Source organism: Lentzea aerocolonigenes, assembly GCF_000974445.1.
GTDB lineage: Bacteria > Actinomycetota > Actinomycetes > Mycobacteriales > Pseudonocardiaceae > Lentzea > Lentzea aerocolonigenes.
Map to the genome: position 1 here is coordinate 92476 of NZ_BBOJ01000001.1, position 19252 is coordinate 111727.

Annotated in this window: 14 protein-coding genes; 6 read left to right on the forward strand and 8 right to left on the reverse strand. The window is 68.8% G+C overall.

All coding sequences use genetic code 11. The features are described 5' to 3' along the window. Nucleotides 1–52 precede the first annotated feature (52 nt). A complete protein-coding gene (locus AOM45_RS00475) occupies nt 53–1579 on the forward strand; it encodes a type VII secretion protein EccC (RefSeq protein WP_030471662.1) in 1527 nt (508 codons plus the stop codon). Beyond that, nucleotides 1576–3777, forward strand: a complete 2202-nt coding sequence (locus AOM45_RS00480) for an FtsK/SpoIIIE domain-containing protein (RefSeq protein ID WP_030471661.1) — start codon at nt 1576–1578, stop codon at nt 3775–3777. Before AOM45_RS00475 ends, AOM45_RS00480 begins: the two co-directional genes overlap by 4 nt. On the opposite strand, the gene AOM45_RS00485 is transcribed toward AOM45_RS00480, so the two are convergent. The 5 genes from AOM45_RS00485 to AOM45_RS00505 all read right to left on the reverse strand — a co-directional run bounded on the left by AOM45_RS00485 (nt 3772) and on the right by AOM45_RS00505 (nt 8615). After that, a complete protein-coding gene (locus tag AOM45_RS00485; RefSeq protein ID WP_030471660.1) occupies nt 3772–5415 on the reverse strand; it encodes a glycosyl hydrolase family 28-related protein in 1644 nt (547 codons plus the stop codon). The two genes, AOM45_RS00480 and AOM45_RS00485, sit on opposite strands and share 6 nt — an antisense overlap. 57 nt (nt 5416–5472) lie before the next feature. Beyond that, a complete protein-coding gene (locus AOM45_RS00490) occupies nt 5473–6279 on the reverse strand; it encodes an ESX secretion-associated protein EspG (RefSeq protein WP_030471659.1) in 807 nt (268 codons plus the stop codon). Further along, a complete protein-coding gene (locus tag AOM45_RS53395) occupies nt 6276–7514 on the reverse strand; it encodes a PPE domain-containing protein (RefSeq protein ID WP_051784386.1) in 1239 nt (412 codons plus the stop codon). Before AOM45_RS53395 ends, AOM45_RS00490 begins: the two co-directional genes overlap by 4 nt. Nucleotides 7515–7529: 15 nt before the next feature. Continuing rightward, complete coding sequence (locus AOM45_RS00500; RefSeq protein WP_030471657.1) at nt 7530–7904, reverse strand: hypothetical protein; 375 nt, start codon at nt 7902–7904, stop codon at nt 7530–7532. Nucleotides 7905–8030: 126 nt separating this feature from the next. Then, complete coding sequence (locus AOM45_RS00505; protein ID WP_081902563.1) at nt 8031–8615, reverse strand: DUF3558 domain-containing protein; 585 nt, start codon at nt 8613–8615, stop codon at nt 8031–8033. A gap of 150 nt (nt 8616–8765) precedes the next feature. Here AOM45_RS00505 and AOM45_RS00510 point away from each other — a divergent pair, with 150 nt between their 5' ends. From AOM45_RS00510 to AOM45_RS52250, 3 genes are read left to right on the forward strand one after another with little or no spacing between them, the layout of a single operon-like run. Then, complete coding sequence (locus AOM45_RS00510; RefSeq protein ID WP_059362116.1) at nt 8766–11405, forward strand: glycosyl hydrolase 2 galactose-binding domain-containing protein; 2640 nt, start codon at nt 8766–8768, stop codon at nt 11403–11405. 49 nt (nt 11406–11454) lie between these two features. Next, nucleotides 11455–11925 carry a helix-turn-helix domain-containing protein gene (locus AOM45_RS52245; RefSeq protein WP_201779870.1) on the forward strand — a complete coding sequence of 157 codons (471 nt, stop codon included), beginning with the start codon at nt 11455–11457 and terminating at the stop codon, nt 11923–11925. Beyond that, nucleotides 11814–12596 (forward strand): IS630 family transposase, encoded by a 783-nt coding sequence (locus AOM45_RS52250; RefSeq protein WP_236703086.1) that lies wholly within the window; start codon nt 11814–11816, stop codon nt 12594–12596. The genes AOM45_RS52245 and AOM45_RS52250 overlap by 112 nt, the downstream gene beginning before the upstream one ends. 178 nt (nt 12597–12774) lie before the next feature. Here AOM45_RS52250 and AOM45_RS00525 read toward each other — a convergent pair whose 3' ends face one another. Genes AOM45_RS00525 through AOM45_RS00535 form a run of 3 tightly spaced genes read right to left on the reverse strand, consistent with a single transcriptional unit; the run spans nt 12775 to nt 17618 of the window. Continuing rightward, nucleotides 12775–14559 carry a glycoside hydrolase family 15 protein gene (locus tag AOM45_RS00525; protein WP_051782858.1) on the reverse strand — a complete coding sequence of 595 codons (1785 nt, stop codon included), beginning with the start codon at nt 14557–14559 and terminating at the stop codon, nt 12775–12777. A gap of 20 nt (nt 14560–14579) precedes the next feature. Further along, a complete protein-coding gene (locus tag AOM45_RS00530; protein WP_030465898.1) occupies nt 14580–16745 on the reverse strand; it encodes a putative bifunctional diguanylate cyclase/phosphodiesterase in 2166 nt (721 codons plus the stop codon). A gap of 54 nt (nt 16746–16799) precedes the next feature. Beyond that, nucleotides 16800–17618: an SAM-dependent methyltransferase gene (locus tag AOM45_RS00535; RefSeq protein ID WP_030465897.1), complete on the reverse strand. Its 819-nt coding sequence runs from the start codon at nt 17616–17618 to the stop codon at nt 16800–16802. A 73-nt stretch (nt 17619–17691) separates the two neighbouring features. Between AOM45_RS00535 and AOM45_RS00540 the strand changes: the two genes are divergently transcribed. Further along, complete coding sequence (locus tag AOM45_RS00540; protein WP_051782857.1) at nt 17692–18558, forward strand: hypothetical protein; 867 nt, start codon at nt 17692–17694, stop codon at nt 18556–18558. Nucleotides 18559–19252 lie beyond the last annotated feature (694 nt).

Below are 19252 nucleotides of genomic sequence, written 5' to 3' on the forward strand. Positions count from 1 at the left end.
ACATTAGCGAAGCGGCAGCGGCGGTCCCCGGGCTGTTGGTATATGTGGGCGCGTGATCAGGAACTTCGCCGTCGTCGGTCCCGGGCAGGCGACCAGGGAGCGGTTGACGGCGGCACTCGCGGCCGCGCCGGACATGGCCGTCTACCGGATCGGGCGGGGTGCGGACCCGTTGCCCGTCTCGGCGACGTTCGATCCCGCCGACCAGCCTGGGTGCCGGAGTCTGCTCGACTGGTTCGAGCGGGGTGCGCCGTCCGGGGCCGTGCTGCTGGTGGACGACTGGGCGTTGTGCTCCGAGCAGGACCCCGGGCTCGACAGGACCGTCGAGTGGGTCGCGGCGTTCGGGCCCGCGCGGGGCGTGCAGGTCGTCGTCACGGCACGGAAGTGGGCGGATCTGCCCGGACGGTTGCGGCGGCACCTGCACGGCGAGCCGACGGACTTCCTCGCGCTGCACGGGATCCAGGCCGATCTCAGCGACATGTGGCAGCGCGACGACTTCCGGACGACCGCCGGGGTCGACGACCGCGGCTGGCCGGTCCACCTCCAGCTCGAGATCGGTGGTGCCGTGCACGGCGGCAGCGCGGACCAGCTGCTGAGCGCGCTGCTCGGGCTGATGGCCACGCACTCGGCCGAGCACCTGCAGTTCCTCTTCGTCGACGGCACCGGCAGCGGGATCTTCGAACCGCTGAGCTTCGCGTCGCAGGTCGCGTACACGCTGACGCCCGACGCGGACGACGCGACGGTCCTGCGGTTGCTGGACGCGCTGGCGGGTGAGCTCGGCCGGCGCCAGGAAATCCTGCACAAGGCCGGCAACTTCAGGAACCTCGCCGACTACCGCGAGGCCGTGCGCGACGGCGCCCCGCTCGACCCGATCGCCGACCTGCTGATCTGCGTCGACGGCGCAGCGGCCGTGTTCGACCGGGAACCGTTGTTCCACGAGCACATGGTGATGATGATGCGTGCCGGCCGGACGCTGGGCCTGCACGTCCTGTACTCCGGCGGCGTACCGGAAACCCCTTACGAGCTACCGGAGTGGCCGCTCGCCAACCCGACCTACGACCTGGTCGAGATGCTGGAGCTGCTGCCGCACGCGCCGGGCGCCGGCACCGCCCACGAGATCATGCTTCCGCCGCTCGGCCACGACGGAAAGCCGTTGACGCTCGACATGCTGCCGCCGGGCGCGCTCGGCGTGGTCGACAAGCCCTACGAACACCGCAGGGACGTCCTCGTCCCGGCTTTCACGACGGAACTGCGGCACGGCGCCATCGTAGGCGCGCCCGGCACCGGCAAGTCCACGACGCTGCGCACGCTCGCCACCGTCCTCGGCGACCTGAGCGCCTACCAGCTGCTCGACGGACCCGGCGAACCTCTTGACCCGCAACGGCACATCGTCGTCACCGCCCGCACGTGGGACCAGGTTCCGCCGTTCATCAGGGACAGCCTGGCGTTCGGCATCGAGCTGCGCCTGGACGACCCGAACACGTCGCTGGTCAACCCCCGCAGCGCGGCGCAGGTGCCGATCCTGCCGGGCATCGGGCTGTCCGTGCGCGACAAGGCCGCCGTCCAGATCGCTCTCCCGTGAGCCGGCAGATCTACCGCATCGGCCGAGGCACTCCGTCGACCCCGGTCAACCGCTCGTTCGACCCCGAGGACCACCGCCGCTGCCAGAACCTGCTGGCGTGGTTCGAACGCGGCGCGGAACCCGGCGCGACGCTGCTCGTCGACGACTGGAAGCTTTGCGCGGCAAGCGATCCCGGCCTCGCCGAGTCGGTGAGGTGGATCGCCGCCACGGCACGCGGCGTCGAGGTCGTCATCACCGCCGGCACACCGGACGACGTGCCGGAGCGGCTGCGATCGTTGGTACGACTGGACTTCCTGGCGATGCACGGCCTGAGCACCTTCACCAAGGCCGAAGCCTGGAAGGGCGAGTGGGACCGGGTTCCGATCGGTGCCGGCACGGTCGTCGAGCTCACGCACCTCCCGGACGGGCAGTACCGCACAGGACGTCATCTTCACGCCACCACACGGGAAACGTTCCGCAGCCTGCTGCTCGGCCTGATGACCACACACTCGCCGAAGCTGTTCCAGGCGGTGTTCATCGACGCGCACGACTCCGACACGTTCGCCGGACTCGACGCGGCACCCCACATGCAGGCGCATCATCGAGGCGCGGCAAGCGATCCCGGACAGATCGCGGAATGGCTGGCGGCCGAGTCGGAACGCCGTCTCGAACTGGTCGGCAACACCTGGACGATCTTCCACCACCGCGGCTTCGACCAGGTGCTCCCGCAGCTCCTCATCTGCGTCACGGGCCTCGACGAGATCCCGGGCCTCGCCACCACCCTGGCGGCCATCGCCCAGGACGTCGGCAAGTCCGGCATGCAGCTGCTGCTCGACCGACCGTACGACATCGCACCGCACCAGGTGCCCGAGTGCACCGTGCCCGCGGACCTCGACGACATGGCCAGGTCGCTGCCACCACTGATGCACAAGGTCGAACCCGTGCCCGGCTTCTTCGCGCTGCAATGGGTTTCCGGCGAGTTCGACCGGCAGCGCTCCTGGCGGATGCGCCCGCTCCGCGAGCAGTACCGCGTCGCCCTGGGCACCGACGAGCACGCGCAGCCGATCGAGATCGACGTCAAGACCAGCAGCCTGCAGGACGGAATGGGACCGCACGGCGAGGTGATCGCACCGGCGGACCGCCGCCAGGAGCTCCTCCGCGCGATGCTGCTCAGCCAGACGCTGTGGCACTCACCGGACGACCTCCAGCTGATTCTCATCGACTTCCACGGCACGGGTGTGTTCGCCGGGATCGACAACGCACCACACGTCTACGGGCACTACCGCGGCATGAGTCCGATGATCGCCGACCGCGTCCTCGAAGCGTTGCAGGGCGAGCAGGAACGGCGAACCCGGATGCTCACCCCAGGGCACCACAAAACGACCTGGGACTACCGCAGAGCGCGCTACAACGGCGCGCCGCTCGACCCGCTGCCGGAAGTCCTCGTCTGCGTCGACGGCGTGCGCGGGCTGGTCGACGAGCACCCGGAGTTCCTCAAGGTGCTGATGAGCTTCGGACGGCTGGGACGCAGCTACGGCCAGCACCTCCTGCTGTCGGACTCGACCCAGGTCGACGAGCTGAAGAGCTACATCGGGTACCGCTTCGAGCTCACCGGCGAAGGGTGGACGCGGCGCATCAGCAAGTCCGCGGAGACCTTCACGCTCCCAGCGGACCTCGACGAGGTCGTGCGATCACTGCCGCGTGCGATGCAGAAGGTCGAGCCGCTGCACGACCAGCTCCTGCCACCGCCGTTGCACGAGTGGTCCGCGCTCACGCTCGACCAGCTCGGCACACACGAGCGCGCGATGCCCATCGGCATGCGGGACGTCCCGTTCGAGCACCGGGTCGACGTGTTCTGGGCCGACTTCTCGCGGGGAGGACACGGCGCGATCGTCGGCAAACCGGGCTCCGGCCGCACCACGGCGATGCGCACGCTGACCGAGTCGATCACCAGGACCTTCGGCTCCACCAACGGTTTCCACCTCCAGGACGGCCCGCTGGCAGGCCGCCCGGACGCGCAGCACGTGGTCGTCACCGCGTCGTCGTGGGGCGAGGTGCCGCAGTTCGTCAGGGACGATCTCGCGTGGGGTGTCGAGCTCAAGCTCGCGGACCCGTCCTGGTCGATCGTGGACGAACGCCGGCAGGCGAACCTCCCCGACCGACCGGGCACGGGTCTCTGCGTGCACCTCAAGGAGCAGGTGCGGATCGCCACCTCATGAGCGCCGCAACTTCCGTTGTGCGTCATAGAGGTTCCGTGGAGTCACGTCCGTGGTGCCGTACAGCTCCAACCTGGAGTTCAGCTCTCCGGTGAAGTCCGGTTTGTCGATCTGGCCGAAGTCGCGGACCTCGGAGATCGCGACCGTGGCGCTGCACGGCGCCACCTGGTCGATGCGGACGTTGCCGGCGCGCTGGTTCACCACCGTGACGTTCCAGTGCGCGAACCGGGCTCCGTACAACGGACCCGCGTTCGCGCTGCCGCCGTGCGCACCGACGTTGTTGATGGTGATCTCGGTGCGGACGTTGCCGAACGGCAGACCGCGGTGGGTGTCGAAGACGTCGTGGTCCATGCGGCCGCGCGTCCAGACGTTGCCGCACGACAGGCCTTCGACGTTCAGGCCGTGGTTGCCCGCACCCGCCTGGGACGGCTCGGACGGCGCCTCGATCACGAAGCCGTCGGTCAGGTTGTCGTGGGACTGCTCGCGCGTGGCGTACGCGTGGTGGTGCCCACGGCCGGAGACCCGCGTGTTCAGCAGCGAGATCCCCTTGGCGGACACCAGCAGGAAGCCGTTGTCGACGTCCTGGACGTGCACGTCGTCGGCCCAGCAGTCCCAGGCGCACTGGAACGCGAGACCGTTGTAGCCCTTGTCCTGCAGGTGCTTCGGGGTCGGCACCTTGAACATCTCGATCTTGATGCCCTCGACGCCCGCACCGGTGACGACCGGCGCCATCGTGGTCAGGCGCGGCTTCCACTCCGGGCGGATCTCCAGCGGCAACGGCTGCGCGAGCTTCACCCTGTTGCCGCGCACCCACTCCACGCGCACCGGCCACAGGAACGGGAAGTACGACAGGAGCTTGTCCTTGTCGTCCCACCTGTACGTCGCCGTACCGGGAACGTCACCGCACATGTGCTTCGGCAGCGAGTAGTGGTCGTCGTCCAGCCGCAGCAGCACGCGCTGACCGGCTCGCAGGCTCCGTCCGTTCTCGACGGTCACGACGAACGAACCTCGTGCCGCAGCACCGGAAACCGCCGTCAGCGTCTCACCGGCCTCCAGCTCGTTTCCGGTCCAGCCCTCGAACGGCCACTTGTGCGCCTTGATCGCGTCGACCAGCGGCCGGTAGCGGTCGCGGTGGCACACCCACACCAGCCCGCCGGACCAGCTCCACGCCGAGTTCTCCGAGCCGTACCGGCTGCGGTTGATGCCGACGATCTCCTCCAGCGACCGGGTCGCGTAGAAGGTCGTCTTCGCGCTGCCCGCCCCGCGCAGCACGACGTTGTCGTAGCCGATGCGGATGATGTCGTCGATCCGGTAGCGGCCCGGCGGCACGAAGACGGTGCCACCACCGAGCTTGCCGACGAACTCGACGGCCTTGTTGATCGCGGCGGACGCGTCGGCCGAGCCGTCCCCGCGCGCACCGAAGAAGAGCACGTTCGCCAGAACGGGCCGGCGACCGGGACGCTCACCGGTCCGGTAGCCGGCGTACGCGACGTTCGGAATCTGCGGGTGGTTGTAGGGGTTCGCCACGAACTCCTGCCACAGCGAGGCGGAGGACGCTGCCGAGGCAGTCCCCGTCATCGCTGACGTGCCGACCAGCGCAACCCCTGTAGCCAGCAGGAATCGCCGTCTGTCGATGTTCATTTCGCCGTCTCCAAGGGGTCTTGGCCACGGCGGCGGTGGTCAGATCAAACCAGACATCTACCCGTTCGCGGAACGAACCGCTTCGGAGATCAGGTCGTCTACCTGGTGCATCATCCGGCGGGCGTCGGTCGGCGTGAACGTGCTCCACGGCGGCTGCCCGTTCGACGAACGGCGTTGCTGCAGGTAGCGGCCTTCCTCGGTGTCGAAGAACGCGACCACGCGCTCGGGACGGCAGCGCTTGCCGTACTTGTCGCGCGCGGCGGCACCGAAGTTCCCGGTGTGCACGAGCCCGGTGAACATCTTGACCAGCGCCTTCGCGTCGTCCTCGCGCAGGCCGATGCCCCGGAACGCGGCCTCCATCGACTTCGGCGAACCGTCGGTCTGCGCGATCGCCTTCTCGATGTCGGCGCTGGGCAGCGTCACCGAGAGACCGGTTCCCGCCGGATGCGCGGGCAGGACGGACAGCACGGCCGAGGCGAGCCCGGAGCCCGCCCACGGCTGGAACGTCAGCTGGTCGTCCCGCAACGTCGCCAGCGCGCCCCAGTCGCCGTTCGCGACGGCGAGCACGCGCAGGCTGTGCCCGAGCCAGAGGCGGCCGTCCGCCTCCCGCTCCGGCTTGACGAACATGCGCAGCAGTCCGTCCAGTTCGGACGAAAGCCCGCGCGAGTTGCCCAGGCGGCGGTGGTCCAGCTGCTGGTAGACGCGGTTCTCGAGCATGATCCGCTCGTCCCGCGTCTTACCGGGTGAGGGAACCTTGAGAACGAGCGGCATGGGGCCGACGTTCATGCGTTCCCACACCACGTCGAACTCCTCGGCGGAGAGAGTGATCGGCTCCCTCTCCGCCGGACCGCCGAACAGGCTCACTCCGAGAAGCCGCCGATGACCGGCGGCGCGACCAGGCGCTCGTCACCGAACACGTCGTCGGTCTCGACCAGGTAGTCGGCCGCCTTGTGCTCGAGGTCCTCCTCGCCTTCACCCTTCTGACCGTGCGCGCCACCGGCACCGGCGCCCGCGGCACCGCCCTTGCCCGCGGCACCCGCACCGGAGCCCATGGCACCGCCGCGCATGCCCTCGGGGCCGGAGCCCATGCCGGGCATGCCGCCGGGCTTCATCGAGGTGCCCTGGCCGGACGAGCCGAGCGAGCCCGACATCGGGCCGAACGCCTTGCCACCACCGAGCTGACCACCCTTGACGCCACCGAGCTGACCACCGCGGCCACCACCGGGCACGCCCGTGTTCGGCCGGGTGAACACCGGTCCGCCAGGCGTCGGCGTGGGCGTCGGGTGCGGCAGGTTGGTGGGCGGCGTCGGCGTCGGCGTGTGCACCGGCGGCGGCGTCGACGGAGGCTGGGTCCACGACGTGTGCGTGGTGCCGTCGTTGCCGGGCGGCGTCCACGTCTGCGAGACGGGCGGCGGCGTCGACGGGGGCTGGGTCCACGACGGGTTCGTCGTGCCGGTGTTGCCGGACGGCGAGTACACGCCGGTCGACGTGTAGCCGGCCCGCGTGCTGCCGGTACCGGTGTCGCCAGGAGGCGGCGTGTCGATCACGACCTGTGGCGGCTGCGGGAAGTCACCGAGCGTCGAGGAGTTCCAGCGGCTGTCCGACTGGTAGTCCTCCATGACCTTGACGGCCTGGGCGGCGGCGTTGTCCGCGGCGGCTTCCTGCCGCTCGTGGTCGACCTGCTGGCCCACGACGTGCGCCATGCCGACCGGACCGGTCAGCGCGCCGACGGTCATGTCCAGAATGCCCGGCTTCTCCGTCGTGACCTGGACGACCTCGGGCATCTTCTTGCGCGCGTCGGCGATGAACTCGCCCTGCAGGCGCGCGGAGCTCTCCATCGTGCCCGAGCCCTGCTCGGCGTACCCGGCCCACTGCGCGAGCGGCGACAACGCGGCATTCGCGGCGTCCGCGGCGTCGGACTCCCAGCCCGCGCCCATCTTGGTCAGCGCGGCGTGCAGGTCGTCGTCGATCTGGGCGAGCGTTTCCTTGATCCTCTTCCAGCCCTGCTCCACCGGGATGGAGGCGGAGACGCCGGGGCCTGAGTTGATCATCTTGTACAGCTCGGGGTGTCCGTACCCCTGGAAGCGGTGGTCAGTCATCGGTCAGGCCTCCTCTCAGTCCCGGTCCCGCAGGTGCTTGCCCCACATGGCCGTGTTGTCGCCCTCGACCTGGCGGTACTGCTCTTCGATCATCTTCAGCTGGTCGATCACGCCCACGAGCTGCGCCCGGTAGAAGTTCAGCGCGGCGATCGCCTTGTCGGACGTCTGGTCGTTGAAGGCCTTCGACGTCTCGCTGGAGATCGGGTCGCCCGCCCACGGCTTCGTGGGAAGCTCGCGCACCGCATCTCTGATCTTGAAGTCGAACTCGTCGAGCGCGTGCTCGAACGCCTTCCTGGCCTCTGGAATGGCAGACGGGTCCACCTTCAGCTTGCGCTGACCGAACTCCGTGGGCGTGGACGAGCCACCCCCACCACCATCCGCGAGATACACGGCACACCCTCCTCAGTACGGCCCCCGGGGAACGCGGGCCGCGTGTGCATTTGGGACGACTTTAGCTCTGATGCATTACGCGGGGGACCGGTTCCCGGTACAAGGCGCGTAGTTCTACTCAACTCGTCATTTGGTCGCCAGCACGGGGCCGACGGCGTTCGCGACCTTCTTCGCCTGCTCACACGTCGCGTCCACCGTGGACTTGCTGTCACCAGTGGCGCCGACCAGCAACAACTGCCCGTCGGTCGCATCGATGTAGACGTCACAACCAGGGCCGAGCCCTGCCTTCGGGACCTTGTTGACATAGGCCGGATACCCGGCAACCTGCAGCGGGGTGAGTTCTGCCTCACCGACCGTCCTCTTGAGCCGATCCACACCGCCGTTGACCAGCGTGTAGATCGAAGAGACGTACGTGCGGTCTTCGAAGTTGGCGGTGCAGGTCTTGCTGCCCTCGCCGTAGTCCGGGAGCGGGTCCCGCGGTCCAACCACCCGGACGCCGAGGGCCGTCTTCACCTCGGGCGTGATCAGCGTGCACGGGTCGAGAGCCTTCAGATCGACGGCCTTGGGCCTGTTCACCGGGGTGGTCCCGGCCGAACTTCCGGTCGTCGGCGCGGCACCTGTCTTGTCCCCTGCGGAGGGTGAGCCCTGTTCGGCCGAAGAACACCCGGTCAGGACCGCTGCCAGCAGGAACGGGACGGCAAGTCGACGCATGACGGCCAACGTATCGGATCACCGCGCACGGAGTGTGGCGAACGGTGTGGCTCGTGTCACCCGTAAGGCGCATTGCCGGTGACCCAACAAACAGGAAACCTTCTTTACGATACCCCGAAGCGCCGCCGCCCCGATGCGTCGAGGAGCGACATGCTGCGCAACCGACCACTGCCGACACTGGTCGTGGCCGCGGTGGGCCTGGCCGTGCTCGTGCCAGGCACCTCAGCCAACGCGGGGCCCGTGCCCGGCACGGGAGCGGCGCTCAAGGTGGCCGCGAGCCCCGGAACCACCTCCACCATCCCCGACTGGCGGATGCAGACCAGCAAGACCGCCGGCCAGGCCGGTGACGTGATCTCCGGACCGGCCTATTCGGACTCCGGGTGGCTGACCGTGCCCGCGCGGTCGACGGTGATGGCCGGTCTGATCGCCAACAACAAGTACGGCGACGTCAACTACTCGGAGAACCTCAAGAAGGCCAACAAAGCCGACTTCCAGGTGCCGTGGTGGTACCGCAAGGTCTTCCAGGCTGACCCGCAGCCGGGCGTCAACACGTTCCTCAAGCTCAACGGCGGTGTCATCTCCCGCGGCGAGATCTGGTTGAACGGCAAGAAGGTCGCCGGCACCGACACGGTCGTCGGGGCCTACCCGACGCACGAGTTCAACGTCACCGGCCTGCTGCGCAAGGGCGACAACGCGCTCGCGATCAAGGCGTCGCCGTCCGATCCCGCCAAGGACCTGGTGATCCACTTCATCGACTGGTCCCAGCTCCCGCCCGACCGCAACCAGGGCCTGTTCCGCGACGTCGACCTCGTGCAGAGCGGCCCGGTCTCGTTGCGCGGCCTGCACGTGCTCTCCGACCTGCCGCTGCCGAACCTGACCAGCGCCACTGTCACCGTGAAGGTCGACGCGCGCAACAACACCGGCAGCGCGGTGACCGCGACGGTCGCCGGCAGCGCGGCCGGCCAGAACTACAGCCAGAACGTTAGCCTCGCCGCGAACGAGACCAAGACCGTCACGTTCCCGCTGAACGTCAGCAACCCGCAGGTCTGGTGGCCGTTCCAGATGGGCGCGCAGCCGTTGTACGACGCGACGGCGACCGCGACGGTGAGCGGCGCGAAGTCGGACGAGCAGAAGACGACGTTCGGCATCCGCGAGGTCACCTCGAAGATGATCAGCGGCAACATCCAGTACCAGATCAACGGCAAGCCGATCCTGATCCGGGGTGGCGGCTGGGCGTCGGACCTCTTCCTGCGCACGAACGTGCAGAAGATCGCCGACGAGATGATGCTGACGAAGTCCATGGGTCTCAACACGATCCGGCTCGAGGGCAAGCCGGAGAACGACGAGATCTACGACCTGGCCGACCGCATGGGCATCCTGATCATGACCGGCTGGGAGTGCTGCTCGAAGTGGCAGAACACCAGCGGGTTCTCCGCGGAGGACAAGAGGGTCGCGGGCGCGTCCGCCGAGGGCGAGGCCAAGCGGATCCGCAACCACCCCAGCGTGTTCACGTTCCTGATCGGCTCGGACGAGGCACCGGTCGCCGCCGTCGAGACGATCTACCTGGACGCGTTGAAGCGCGCAGACTGGCAGACGCCGATCGTCAACGCCGCCGCCCGCCGCAGCTCCCCGCAGCTCGGTGACTCCGGCATGAAGATGGACGGTCCGTACTGGTGGGAGCCGCCGGTTTATTGGTACAACAACCAGAAGGGCGGCAGCGCGGGCTTCGCGTCGGAGATCGGCCCCGGCCTCGCGATCCCCGAACGGGACGAGCTGAAGAAGTTCCTCAGCGACGCCGAGATCAACAAGCTGACGGACTACAACGCCACGCAGTACCACCTGTCGCCGTCCGGCAACTTCAGCAAGATCGGCTTCTGGGGCACGGCGCTCGACAACCGCTACGGCAAGCCGTCGAACGTGGACGACTTCATCAAGAAGGCGCAGCTCCAGCAGTACGAGACGAACCGCGCGCAGTTCGAGGCGTTCGGCAGGGACTTCTCCGACACCGGCGCGAACCAGGCGCAGGGCGTCATCTACTGGATGCAGAACGACCCGTGGCCCAAGCTGTTCTGGCACCTCTACAACTACAACCTCGCGACCGCGGGTTCATACTTCGGTGCCAAGACCGGCAACAAGGCCCTGCACGCGCAGTACTCCTACGACGACAAGTCGCTGGCCGTCGTGAACATGGGTCTGCAGGCGCAGGACGGCCTCAGCCTCCAGGTGACCGTCTTCAACTCCGACGGCACGCAGAAGGCCAACGAGACGCGTGCGGTCCCGGCCAAGGCCAACGGTTCCGTGCGGGTCGGCACCCTGCCGCAGCCGTCCGGGCTGTCGACGGCGTACTTCGTGCGGCTGCTGCTGAAGGACGCGAGCGGCAAGGTCGTCGACCGCAACGTGTACTGGCTGTCGACCAAGGCCGACACGCTGAACTACAACGGCGGTGACTGGTACTACACGCCGCAGGCCCAGTACACGGACCTGAAGTCGCTCAGCAGCCTGAAGGCCGGCCAGGTCTCGGTGTCCAGCACGACGACGCCGGGAACGAACGGCAGGCAGGCCACGCACGTGACGATCAAGAACACCGGCACGAGCGTGGCGTTCTTCCTGCGGGCGTCGCTGCGCAAGGGCCAGGGCGGCGCGGAGGTGCTGCCGGTCGACTGGACCGACAACTACATCACGCTGTTCCCCGGTGAGACCGAGACGATCCGGGCCGAGTACCGGGCGGCCGACCTCGGCGGTGCGCAGCCGGTGGTCGAGCTCTCCGGGCACAACGTGTCGAAGCGCTAGTAGCGTGTCGCTGCTTAGTTATGGCGCCTGCGGCTGGGAGGCTGTTGTCATGGCCTCCCAGCTGAAACGGCCGGTGACGTTGTCCGCGCGGGATCGTGAGGAGTTGATCCGGCTGACGACAACGGGTGTGCATTCGGCGTCGGCGATCAGGCGGGCGCGGGTGCTGCTGGCGCTGGACACCTCGGTGGGCGAACCGGATCCGAAGGAAGTGATCGCGGACCGGCTCGAGGTCTCGGGCGAGATGCTGCGACTGGTCGCCAAGCGATTCGCCGAGACCGGTGGTGATGTGCTGGCCACGATCGGGCGTAGGAAGCGGGATCTTCCGCCGGTGCCGTCGCCGGTGACCGGCGAGGTGGAGGCGCGGCTGATCGCCCTGGCATGCTCGCAGCCGCCGGCCGGGCATGCGCGGTGGTCGTTGCGGCTGCTGGAGAAACACGTCCAGCTCACCGAGGACATCCCGAACCTGGACCACTCGACCATCGGCCGGGTTTTGAAAAAACGGAACTGCGTCCTCACCTGAGGAAGTGCTGGAACATCCCGCCGCGGGCGAACGCGGAGTTCGCCGCCCGCATGGAGGACGTGCTCGCCGTCTACGCCCGGTGCTATGACCCGGCCCGGCCGGTCGTGTGCATGGACGAGAAACCCTTCCAGTTCCTCGGCGAGGTCCGCGAGCCACTCCCGGCCCGGCCGGGCCGCGATGCCCGGCAGGACAGTGAATACGTCCGGTGCGGCACCTGCTCGATCTTCGTGTTCGCCGAGCCCCTGCGCGGCTGGCGCCGCGTGCATGCCCTGCCCCAGCGCACCATGCTCGACTGGGCCGCGCAGGTCAAACAACTCCTGACCGTGGACTATCCCGACGCCGAGACCGTGGTGCTGGTCATGGACAACCTCAACACCCACGCCATCGCCTCTCTCTACGAGGCCTTCGCGCCAGACGAGGCGTTCGCCCTCGCCCAGCGCCTGGAGATCCACCACACGCCCAAACACGGGTCCTGGCTCAACATCGCCGAGATTGAACTGTCCGCGCTATCACGGCAATGCCTCGACCGCCGCATCAGCGACCTCGACACCCTCAACACCGAACTCGCCGCCTGGCAACACGCCATCAACACCGAGCAGCGCAAGGTCCGCTGGCAGTTCACCACCGACGACGCACGCGTCAAACTGCGCCACCTCTACCCCAAGAGTTAGCCGCGACAATCTACTAGTGCCGCAACCGGCAGCCTTTGCCCCGTATTTCGACGTTCAGACGGGTGCATCGTGGTGCCGGCCCCGCATCCTCATCCTGGATGGCTGTGGATGTGGGGCCGGTGCCGCGAGGCGCCCTGCTGGGCGCCGGAAGACGCGGCGAAGGTTGCCGGTTGCGGCGCTAGTAGCGGTTGGCCACGACGTCGGGCCGTTCCACGGGACGGCCCGCGTCGAGCGACCACGCCAGCCGCACGTACTGCGCGTGCGTCCAGGCGAGCGGGGTGGCCGAGGTGGTTCCTCGGCCGCCCCACACCTGTTCGGGCAGCATGAGGCCGCTGTTCGCGGTCGCCGCGATCTCGCGCAAGCGCTTGGCGGCACTGGCCTTCTGCCCGATGAGCAGCTCGTACTCGCCGCGTTCGCCGCTGAGCAACGGCCACAGCCGCCCGTAGGTGCGAACCGGGTTCGGCACGTTCCACGGCCCGCCGTCCGCGGTCTCGCCGTAGCCGTCCTGCGTGAACCGGTGCCAGTAGCCCTGTTCCTTCAGGTGCCGATCGACGACGGCGACGGTGTTGCGCACCACCGGATCGTCGGCGCGCTTCACGCCGAGGCGCACCAGTTCGAGGAAGCTCGGGTCCACGACCGCGCGCTGGTCGATGTCGTCCGGGTTGTTGTCGCCGAGGTTGTACTTCGTGCCCTGGTCGGGCTTTCCGTCCTTCGTCAGCCGCAGGTAGTACGGCTTCGGCTCGTACGGCCCGGTCCGCGTCGCCGTCCAGCCCTCCACGTTCCGCTGCCACTCGTCGGCCGCGGCCAGGTAGCGATCAGCGTTCTCCCCGTTGCGCCGCAAGAGGTCCGCGAAGCACACGAGCCCGGCGACGGCCGACGCGATCGTGGCCGGTGAGTAGCCGCTCTGGTTCTCCCACCGCTCCTGCTCGCTGAACGGCGCGTTCGGGTAGTTCAGCAGGTAGTCGGCCGCACGGCGAAGCGAGTCCATTGTGGACTGATCGCGGCGGCCCAGGTGCCAGGCCAGCAGCAACGGCGCCGCGGTCTCGTCCAACTGAACGCTCTTCCAGAACGGGGTGCCGTCGACGCGGGTGTTCTGCGGCAGGTGCCCGTCCGGTTGTTGCTGCCTGCGCAGCATGAAGTCCAGGGAACGCTCGGCGAACGCCGTGTCGCCGGCCGCGATCATGGCCGTCGCCACGTGGTAGAGGTCGCGCGGCCACACCGACGCGTACGGCCCGAGTTCCGGTGCCAGCTCGCGGTCGAACCCGAAGGCCCAGGGGAAGCTCGGCGACGCGATCGACGCGCCGGGGTTCGCCTTGTCCTCCGTCGCCGCCAGCACCATCACGGACATGTCGTAGAGCCGCCGGTCAGCGGACTTCGGCCGCTTCAGCCCGTCCAGGTACGCGTGCCAGCCCTGCGCGTACTCCCGTGCCACCACACCGAACCCGCGGTCCAGCGCGGCCTTCGCAACGCCCGCGCCGAACCCCACCGCGAACGTGCCGTGCGCGCGCCGCACGGGCTCGGTGGGCAGCGTGCTGACCACCTCGCTGGAGCCCTTCATGGGCACGTGGTCGACCGACAGCCGGACCGGACGCTGAGCCGTGACCTGCACGTCCGCCAGCACGGCGGCACGCTGCGGGTCTGTGACGTAGGTGATCTCGGCCCGCCAACCGTCCCCGCGCAGCCGCTGCCGGAACGTCAGCGACCGGTCGTCGGCGGGCTCGGTGTACGCCCTGCCGGGTTTTCCGTCGACCAGCAGCCGAGTCTCACGAGTGGCGGGCGTGCTCAGGTCCGGGTGGAAGATCTCCGAGAGGCCCTGATGGCCCAACGTGAACCACACCGGGCTCAGCGCGGATCTGGCGGTGCCGAAAGCCTGCTTGTCAGCGGGAAGCGGAACGACGTCCGCGGCACGAGCGACGGGCGCCGACATGACGAGCAGGAGCACGACCAGGGCCAGTGGCTTCATGACCCGTGGTGTTCCCCGGACTAGAGATCACCACGCAGGAGGCTGTCGATGTTCTCCGGAGGCCCCGGCCGCGCGAAGAACCAGCCCTGGCCGGTGTCGCACCCGAGCCGCAGCAACCGGGCGGCCTGAGCGGGTGTCTCCACGCCCTCCGCCGTGACGCCCAACGACAACGCGTGCGCCAGCTGCACCAGCGTCGCCACGATCTGCGAGTCGACGGGATCTTCCTCGTTCTCCGCCCGCAGGCCCTCCATGAACGAGCCGGCGATCTTCAGCTCGTGCACGGGCAGGTGCTTGAGGTAGGCGAGGTTCGAGTAGCCCGTGCCGAAGTCGTCGATCGCGATGCGCACACCCATGTCGCACAACGCTCTCAGCGCTTCCAGCGGCTCGTCGGCGGTACCCATGATCGCCGACTCGGTGAGCTCCAGCTGGAGGTGGTGCGGCGGCAGCGCGCACTCGTCCAGGATCCGCTTGACGTCGCGCACGAGCTCGGGGTCGCGGGACTGCCGCACGGCGAGGTTCACCGACACGAACGGCGCCGCGTCGCCGAACTCCTCCAGCCAGCGCCGCGCCTCCTCGCACGCCTTACGAAGCACCCACCGTCCTAACGGGACGATGAGGCCGGTCTCCTCGGCGAGCTCGATGAACCTGTCCGGCGCGAGCCGCCCGAACTCGGGGTGCTGCCAGCGGACCAGGGCCTCGACGCCGGTGACCGTGGAGTCCTCCAGCCGCACCAGCGGCTGGTACTCGACGTAGAACTCGCCGCGTTCCAACGCACGCGGCATCGTGGCCGACAGGGTGAAGCGAGCCACTTCACGGGCGTTGCGTTCCGGGTCGTACAACGCCCAGCGCGCCTTGCCGTCCGCCTTCGCCCAGTACAGCGTGATGTCCGCGTCGCGCATGAGATCAGCCGACGTCGTGCCGGACAGCTGACGTTCGACGATGCCGATCGACGCCGACACCGACAGCTCGTGGCCCGCGATGCGGATCGGCGCCTCCAGCTCGGTCAGCACCCGGTCCGCCACGTCGACGATGTCCTGCTCGCCGGCCGAGCCCTCGACCAGGATCACGAACTCGTCGCCGCCCATCCGCGCGACCAGCTTGCCCTCGCCGGACACGGAGTGGTCCAGGCGTCTGCCGACCTCGACCAGCAGCTGGTCGCCGATGTCGTGGCCGAGGGAGTCGTTGATGACCTTGAAGCCGTCCAGGTCGAGGTAGCAGAGACCGGCCCGCAGGTGCTTGCCGCGGTTGTTGAAGACCCGCCCGAGCCGTTCGAGGAACAGCGCGCGGTTCGGCAGGCCGGTCAACGGGTCGTGCAGCGCCTGGTAGCGCAGCCGGTTCTGCAGCAGGTGCCGATCGGTGACGTCCTCGATCATCGCGACCTGGTACTGCGGCTCGCCGTGGTCGTCGCGGACCAGCGACAGCGTCAGGTGCGTCCACACCTGCTCGCCGTCCGCCCGGTGGAACCGCTTCTCGGCGCGGTAGTGGTCGCACTCGCCCGCGATGAGCTGGTCGTAGAGCCGCCACACGCTGCCCGCGTCCTCGGGGTGCATGAGGTCGCGCACGTTGTACTGGCGCATCTCGTCGACGCTGAACCCGAGCATGTCCTGAAGCGCCTGGTTGACGTCCAGGATCCGGCCCTCGATGTCGGCGATGCCGATGCCGATCGCGGCCTCGGTGAACATCGCCCGGAACCGGGCCTCCGACGCCCGCAGCATGGCCTCTGCCTGGTCGCGGGCGTCCAGCACGGCCGCCCTGATCGCCTCCTGCTCGGCGAGGGTGCGTTCCCGCAGGGCGCGGGCGTACCCGGCGGACAACGCGCCCTGGAGCGCGGCCAGGCGGGACTGCAGCCTGTCGTCACCCGTGGCGCCGAGCTCGGCCAGCAGGTCGTCGCCGAGCAGCTGGACGGTGCGGCCCAGCGTGTCCGTGCCGGTGAAGTGCGCGTCGACCAGCCGTGAGCCGATCTCGTAGCCGGGTGCGGTGCGGAACGGGCTCGCGTACAGGGCCTCGACGAGCATCTCGGTGAGGTCCTGGAGGTGCTGCGCGACCTCGGCGCGGGTCATCGGGACGTAGCTCGACCCGATGACGGCCGTCGCCCAGCTGCGCGCGAACGACGCGGCACCGGCCAAAACGGCCGGGCTCAAAGGAGAGCGGTCGTCACGCACCCGGTGGTCAACCCGTTCGGTCATCTGCTCGGCCCTAACGCCACGAACGCGCAGCATACGGGCGGTCGCCGTCCGGAGTCATCTCTGAGCCTTCCGGCCCAGTCCCGCGAAGCCCGGGAACGCCTTCGCCACGATGCCCTCGTCGTCCGGACCCTCCGGGTGCCACTCCGGCAGGCGCACCACACCCGGTTCCACCAGATCGAATCCGTCGAACAGCTTGGTGACCTGGGCACTGTCGCGCAAAGTCGTCCGCGTGACGCTCCGCTCGTAGACGCTGCGCGCCGCACGGATCTCGGGTGTCTCCTCGCCGGCCTCGAAGCCGGACTGGGACAGCGCGAGGTAGCTGCCGGGAGCGAGACGGTCGCGGTAGCCCGCGATGATGCCCAGCGGGTCCTCCTCGTCCGACACGAAGTGCAGCAACGCGATCATCAGCACCGCGATCGGCTCGCGGAAGTCGAGCAAGTCGTTCATCTCTGGCGAGGCGAGCACCGACACCGGGTCGCGCACGTCGGCCTGCAGCACCCTCACCCGCTCGTTGCCTTCCAACAGCGACCGGCTGTGCGCGACGGCGACCGGGTCCAGGTCGACGTAGACGACCCTGGCGGCGGGATCGACGGCCTGGGCGATCTCGTGCACGTTGCCCACGGTCGGAATGCCGGAACCCAGGTCGATGAACTGCCGGACGCCCTTGGTCAGCAGGTAGCGCACGGCCCGCCGGAGGAACGCGCGGTGCTGGAGCGCGCCGCCGCGCACCTCGGGCATCATCTCCAGGGTCTTCTGGGCGACGTCCCGGTCGACGGCGAAGTTGTGCGCACCGCCCAGCAGGTAGTCCCACACGCGCGCGACACTCGGCCGTTCCAGGTCGATCTCCCCCGGCGCCCAGCTCGGCCGCTCCACACGCCCCACCTCACCCGTGTTCGGACCAGTTCGGGCCCATCATGCACCCGTCGCTTGGCAGAATGCGGACCTCGTGAGGAAAAGTTTGCTGCTGTCGACCATTCTCGCCTCAATTGGCGCGTTTGTGCTGGTCGGCGGCGCGCTGCTGCTGATCGACCCCGGCGCGCCGAAGCACGAGGCGATCAAGACGGGCGGTCTGGCGGGCGGCGCGATCGTCGCTCTCTACGCGTTGTGGCTCAACGACCGGCGCCGCAAGGTCGAAGAGGCCCGCCAGGAGCTCGAGAGCCAGCGCATCGACCACGACAGGTCCCGCGTGGCCGACGAACGGTTCGCGCGCGCCGTGGAACTGCTGGGACACGAGACGGCCCAGGTGCGAGTGGGCGCGATGCACGCACTGGCCGGACTCGCGAAGTCCAGGACCGAGTACACGCAGACCGTCCTCGACATCCTCTGCGCGTACCTGCGGCGCCCGTTCAAGAAGACGACGACCGACGCCGACGAGATCGAGCTGGAGGTCCGGCTCACCTCGCAGCGGTTGATCGAGGACCTCCTGCCGCGCGTCGGCGAGGAGAACGCGCCGCGCTACGACCTGAACCTGACCAAGGCCCACCTGGAGTTCATGGACCTGTCCTACCGGCAGGTCGGCGACCTCTACCTGCGGGTCGCACACTTCGAGGACTCGAACGCGTTCCACCACATGCTGGTGCACGGACACTTCTACGTGACGGAGGCGGAGTCGACGGGTCGGTTGTACATCCACCACACGGAGATCCGCGGCAAGGCGTGGTTCAGCCGGTTCAAGTCGCGCGGGCTCGCCGTGTTCACGGAGACGAAGTTCGGTGGCCTCACCAAGTTCGAGGGCTCGGAGTGGGCGGACGTGAAGGCGGACGGCTGTACGTTCGCGGTGGAGCCCGACCTGCCCGAAGCGTGGAGGAACTGACGTGCGTGCGCCCTGGCTGCTGGCGGTGCTCGCCGCGCTCGTGTCGACGGTGGCCACGGGTGTGGGACTGTGGCTGGTCAAAGCACCGGCAGTCGAGATCGTGAAGACCGCGGGACTCGCCGGCGGCGCCGTGGTCGCGCTCTACGCGTTGTGGCTCAACGACAGGCGCCGCCGCATCGAGGAGGCGCGACACAGCCTGGAGAGCGAGAAGGTCGCCGACGAACGGTTCGCGCGCTCGGTCGAGCTGCTGGGCAACGAGGCGGACCAGGTGCGGGTGGGCGCGATGCACGCGTTGGCGTGGCTCGCGAGGTCCACACCGCGCTACCGGCAGACAGTGCTCGACGTGCTGTGCGCGTACCTCCGCCGCCCGTTCACGCACCCCGCTCACGAGAAGAAGCCGGACGATCCGGACCAGGTCTTCCTGGAGGTCGACCAGGAGATCCGGCTGGAGCACCAGGTCCGGCTCACCGCGCAACGGTTGATCAGGGACACGTTGTCGTGGGGCGACCGCGACGACCACGACCACCTGGATCTCGACCTCACCGGGGCCGTGCTGGAGTACTTCTCGCTCGACGGCAGGCACGTCAACCGGTTCGTGGCCCGGCGCGCGCAGTTCTACGGCATCACAAACCTCCGCAACGTCCACGTGCAGAGCGTCACGCTGTTCTCCGGCGGCACGTTCCACGGCAGGGTG

Excerpts from the sequence above, each read along its gene's own strand:
- AOM45_RS00485 (WP_030471660.1), bottom strand. The coding sequence starts at position 5,415 with ATGAACATCGACAGACGGCGATTCCTGCTGGCTACAGGGGTTGCGCTG.
- AOM45_RS53395 (WP_051784386.1), bottom strand. The coding sequence starts at position 7,514 with ATGACTGACCACCGCTTCCAGGGGTACGGACACCCCGAGCTGTACAAG.
- AOM45_RS00505 (WP_081902563.1), bottom strand. The coding sequence starts at position 8,615 with ATGCGTCGACTTGCCGTCCCGTTCCTGCTGGCAGCGGTCCTGACCGGG.
- AOM45_RS00510 (WP_059362116.1), top strand. The coding sequence starts at position 8,766 with ATGCTGCGCAACCGACCACTGCCGACACTGGTCGTGGCCGCGGTGGGC.
- AOM45_RS52245 (WP_201779870.1), top strand. The coding sequence starts at position 11,455 with ATGGCCTCCCAGCTGAAACGGCCGGTGACGTTGTCCGCGCGGGATCGT.
- AOM45_RS00525 (WP_051782858.1), bottom strand. The coding sequence starts at position 14,559 with ATGAAGCCACTGGCCCTGGTCGTGCTCCTGCTCGTCATGTCGGCGCCC.
- AOM45_RS00530 (WP_030465898.1), bottom strand. The coding sequence starts at position 16,745 with ATGACCGAACGGGTTGACCACCGGGTGCGTGACGACCGCTCTCCTTTG.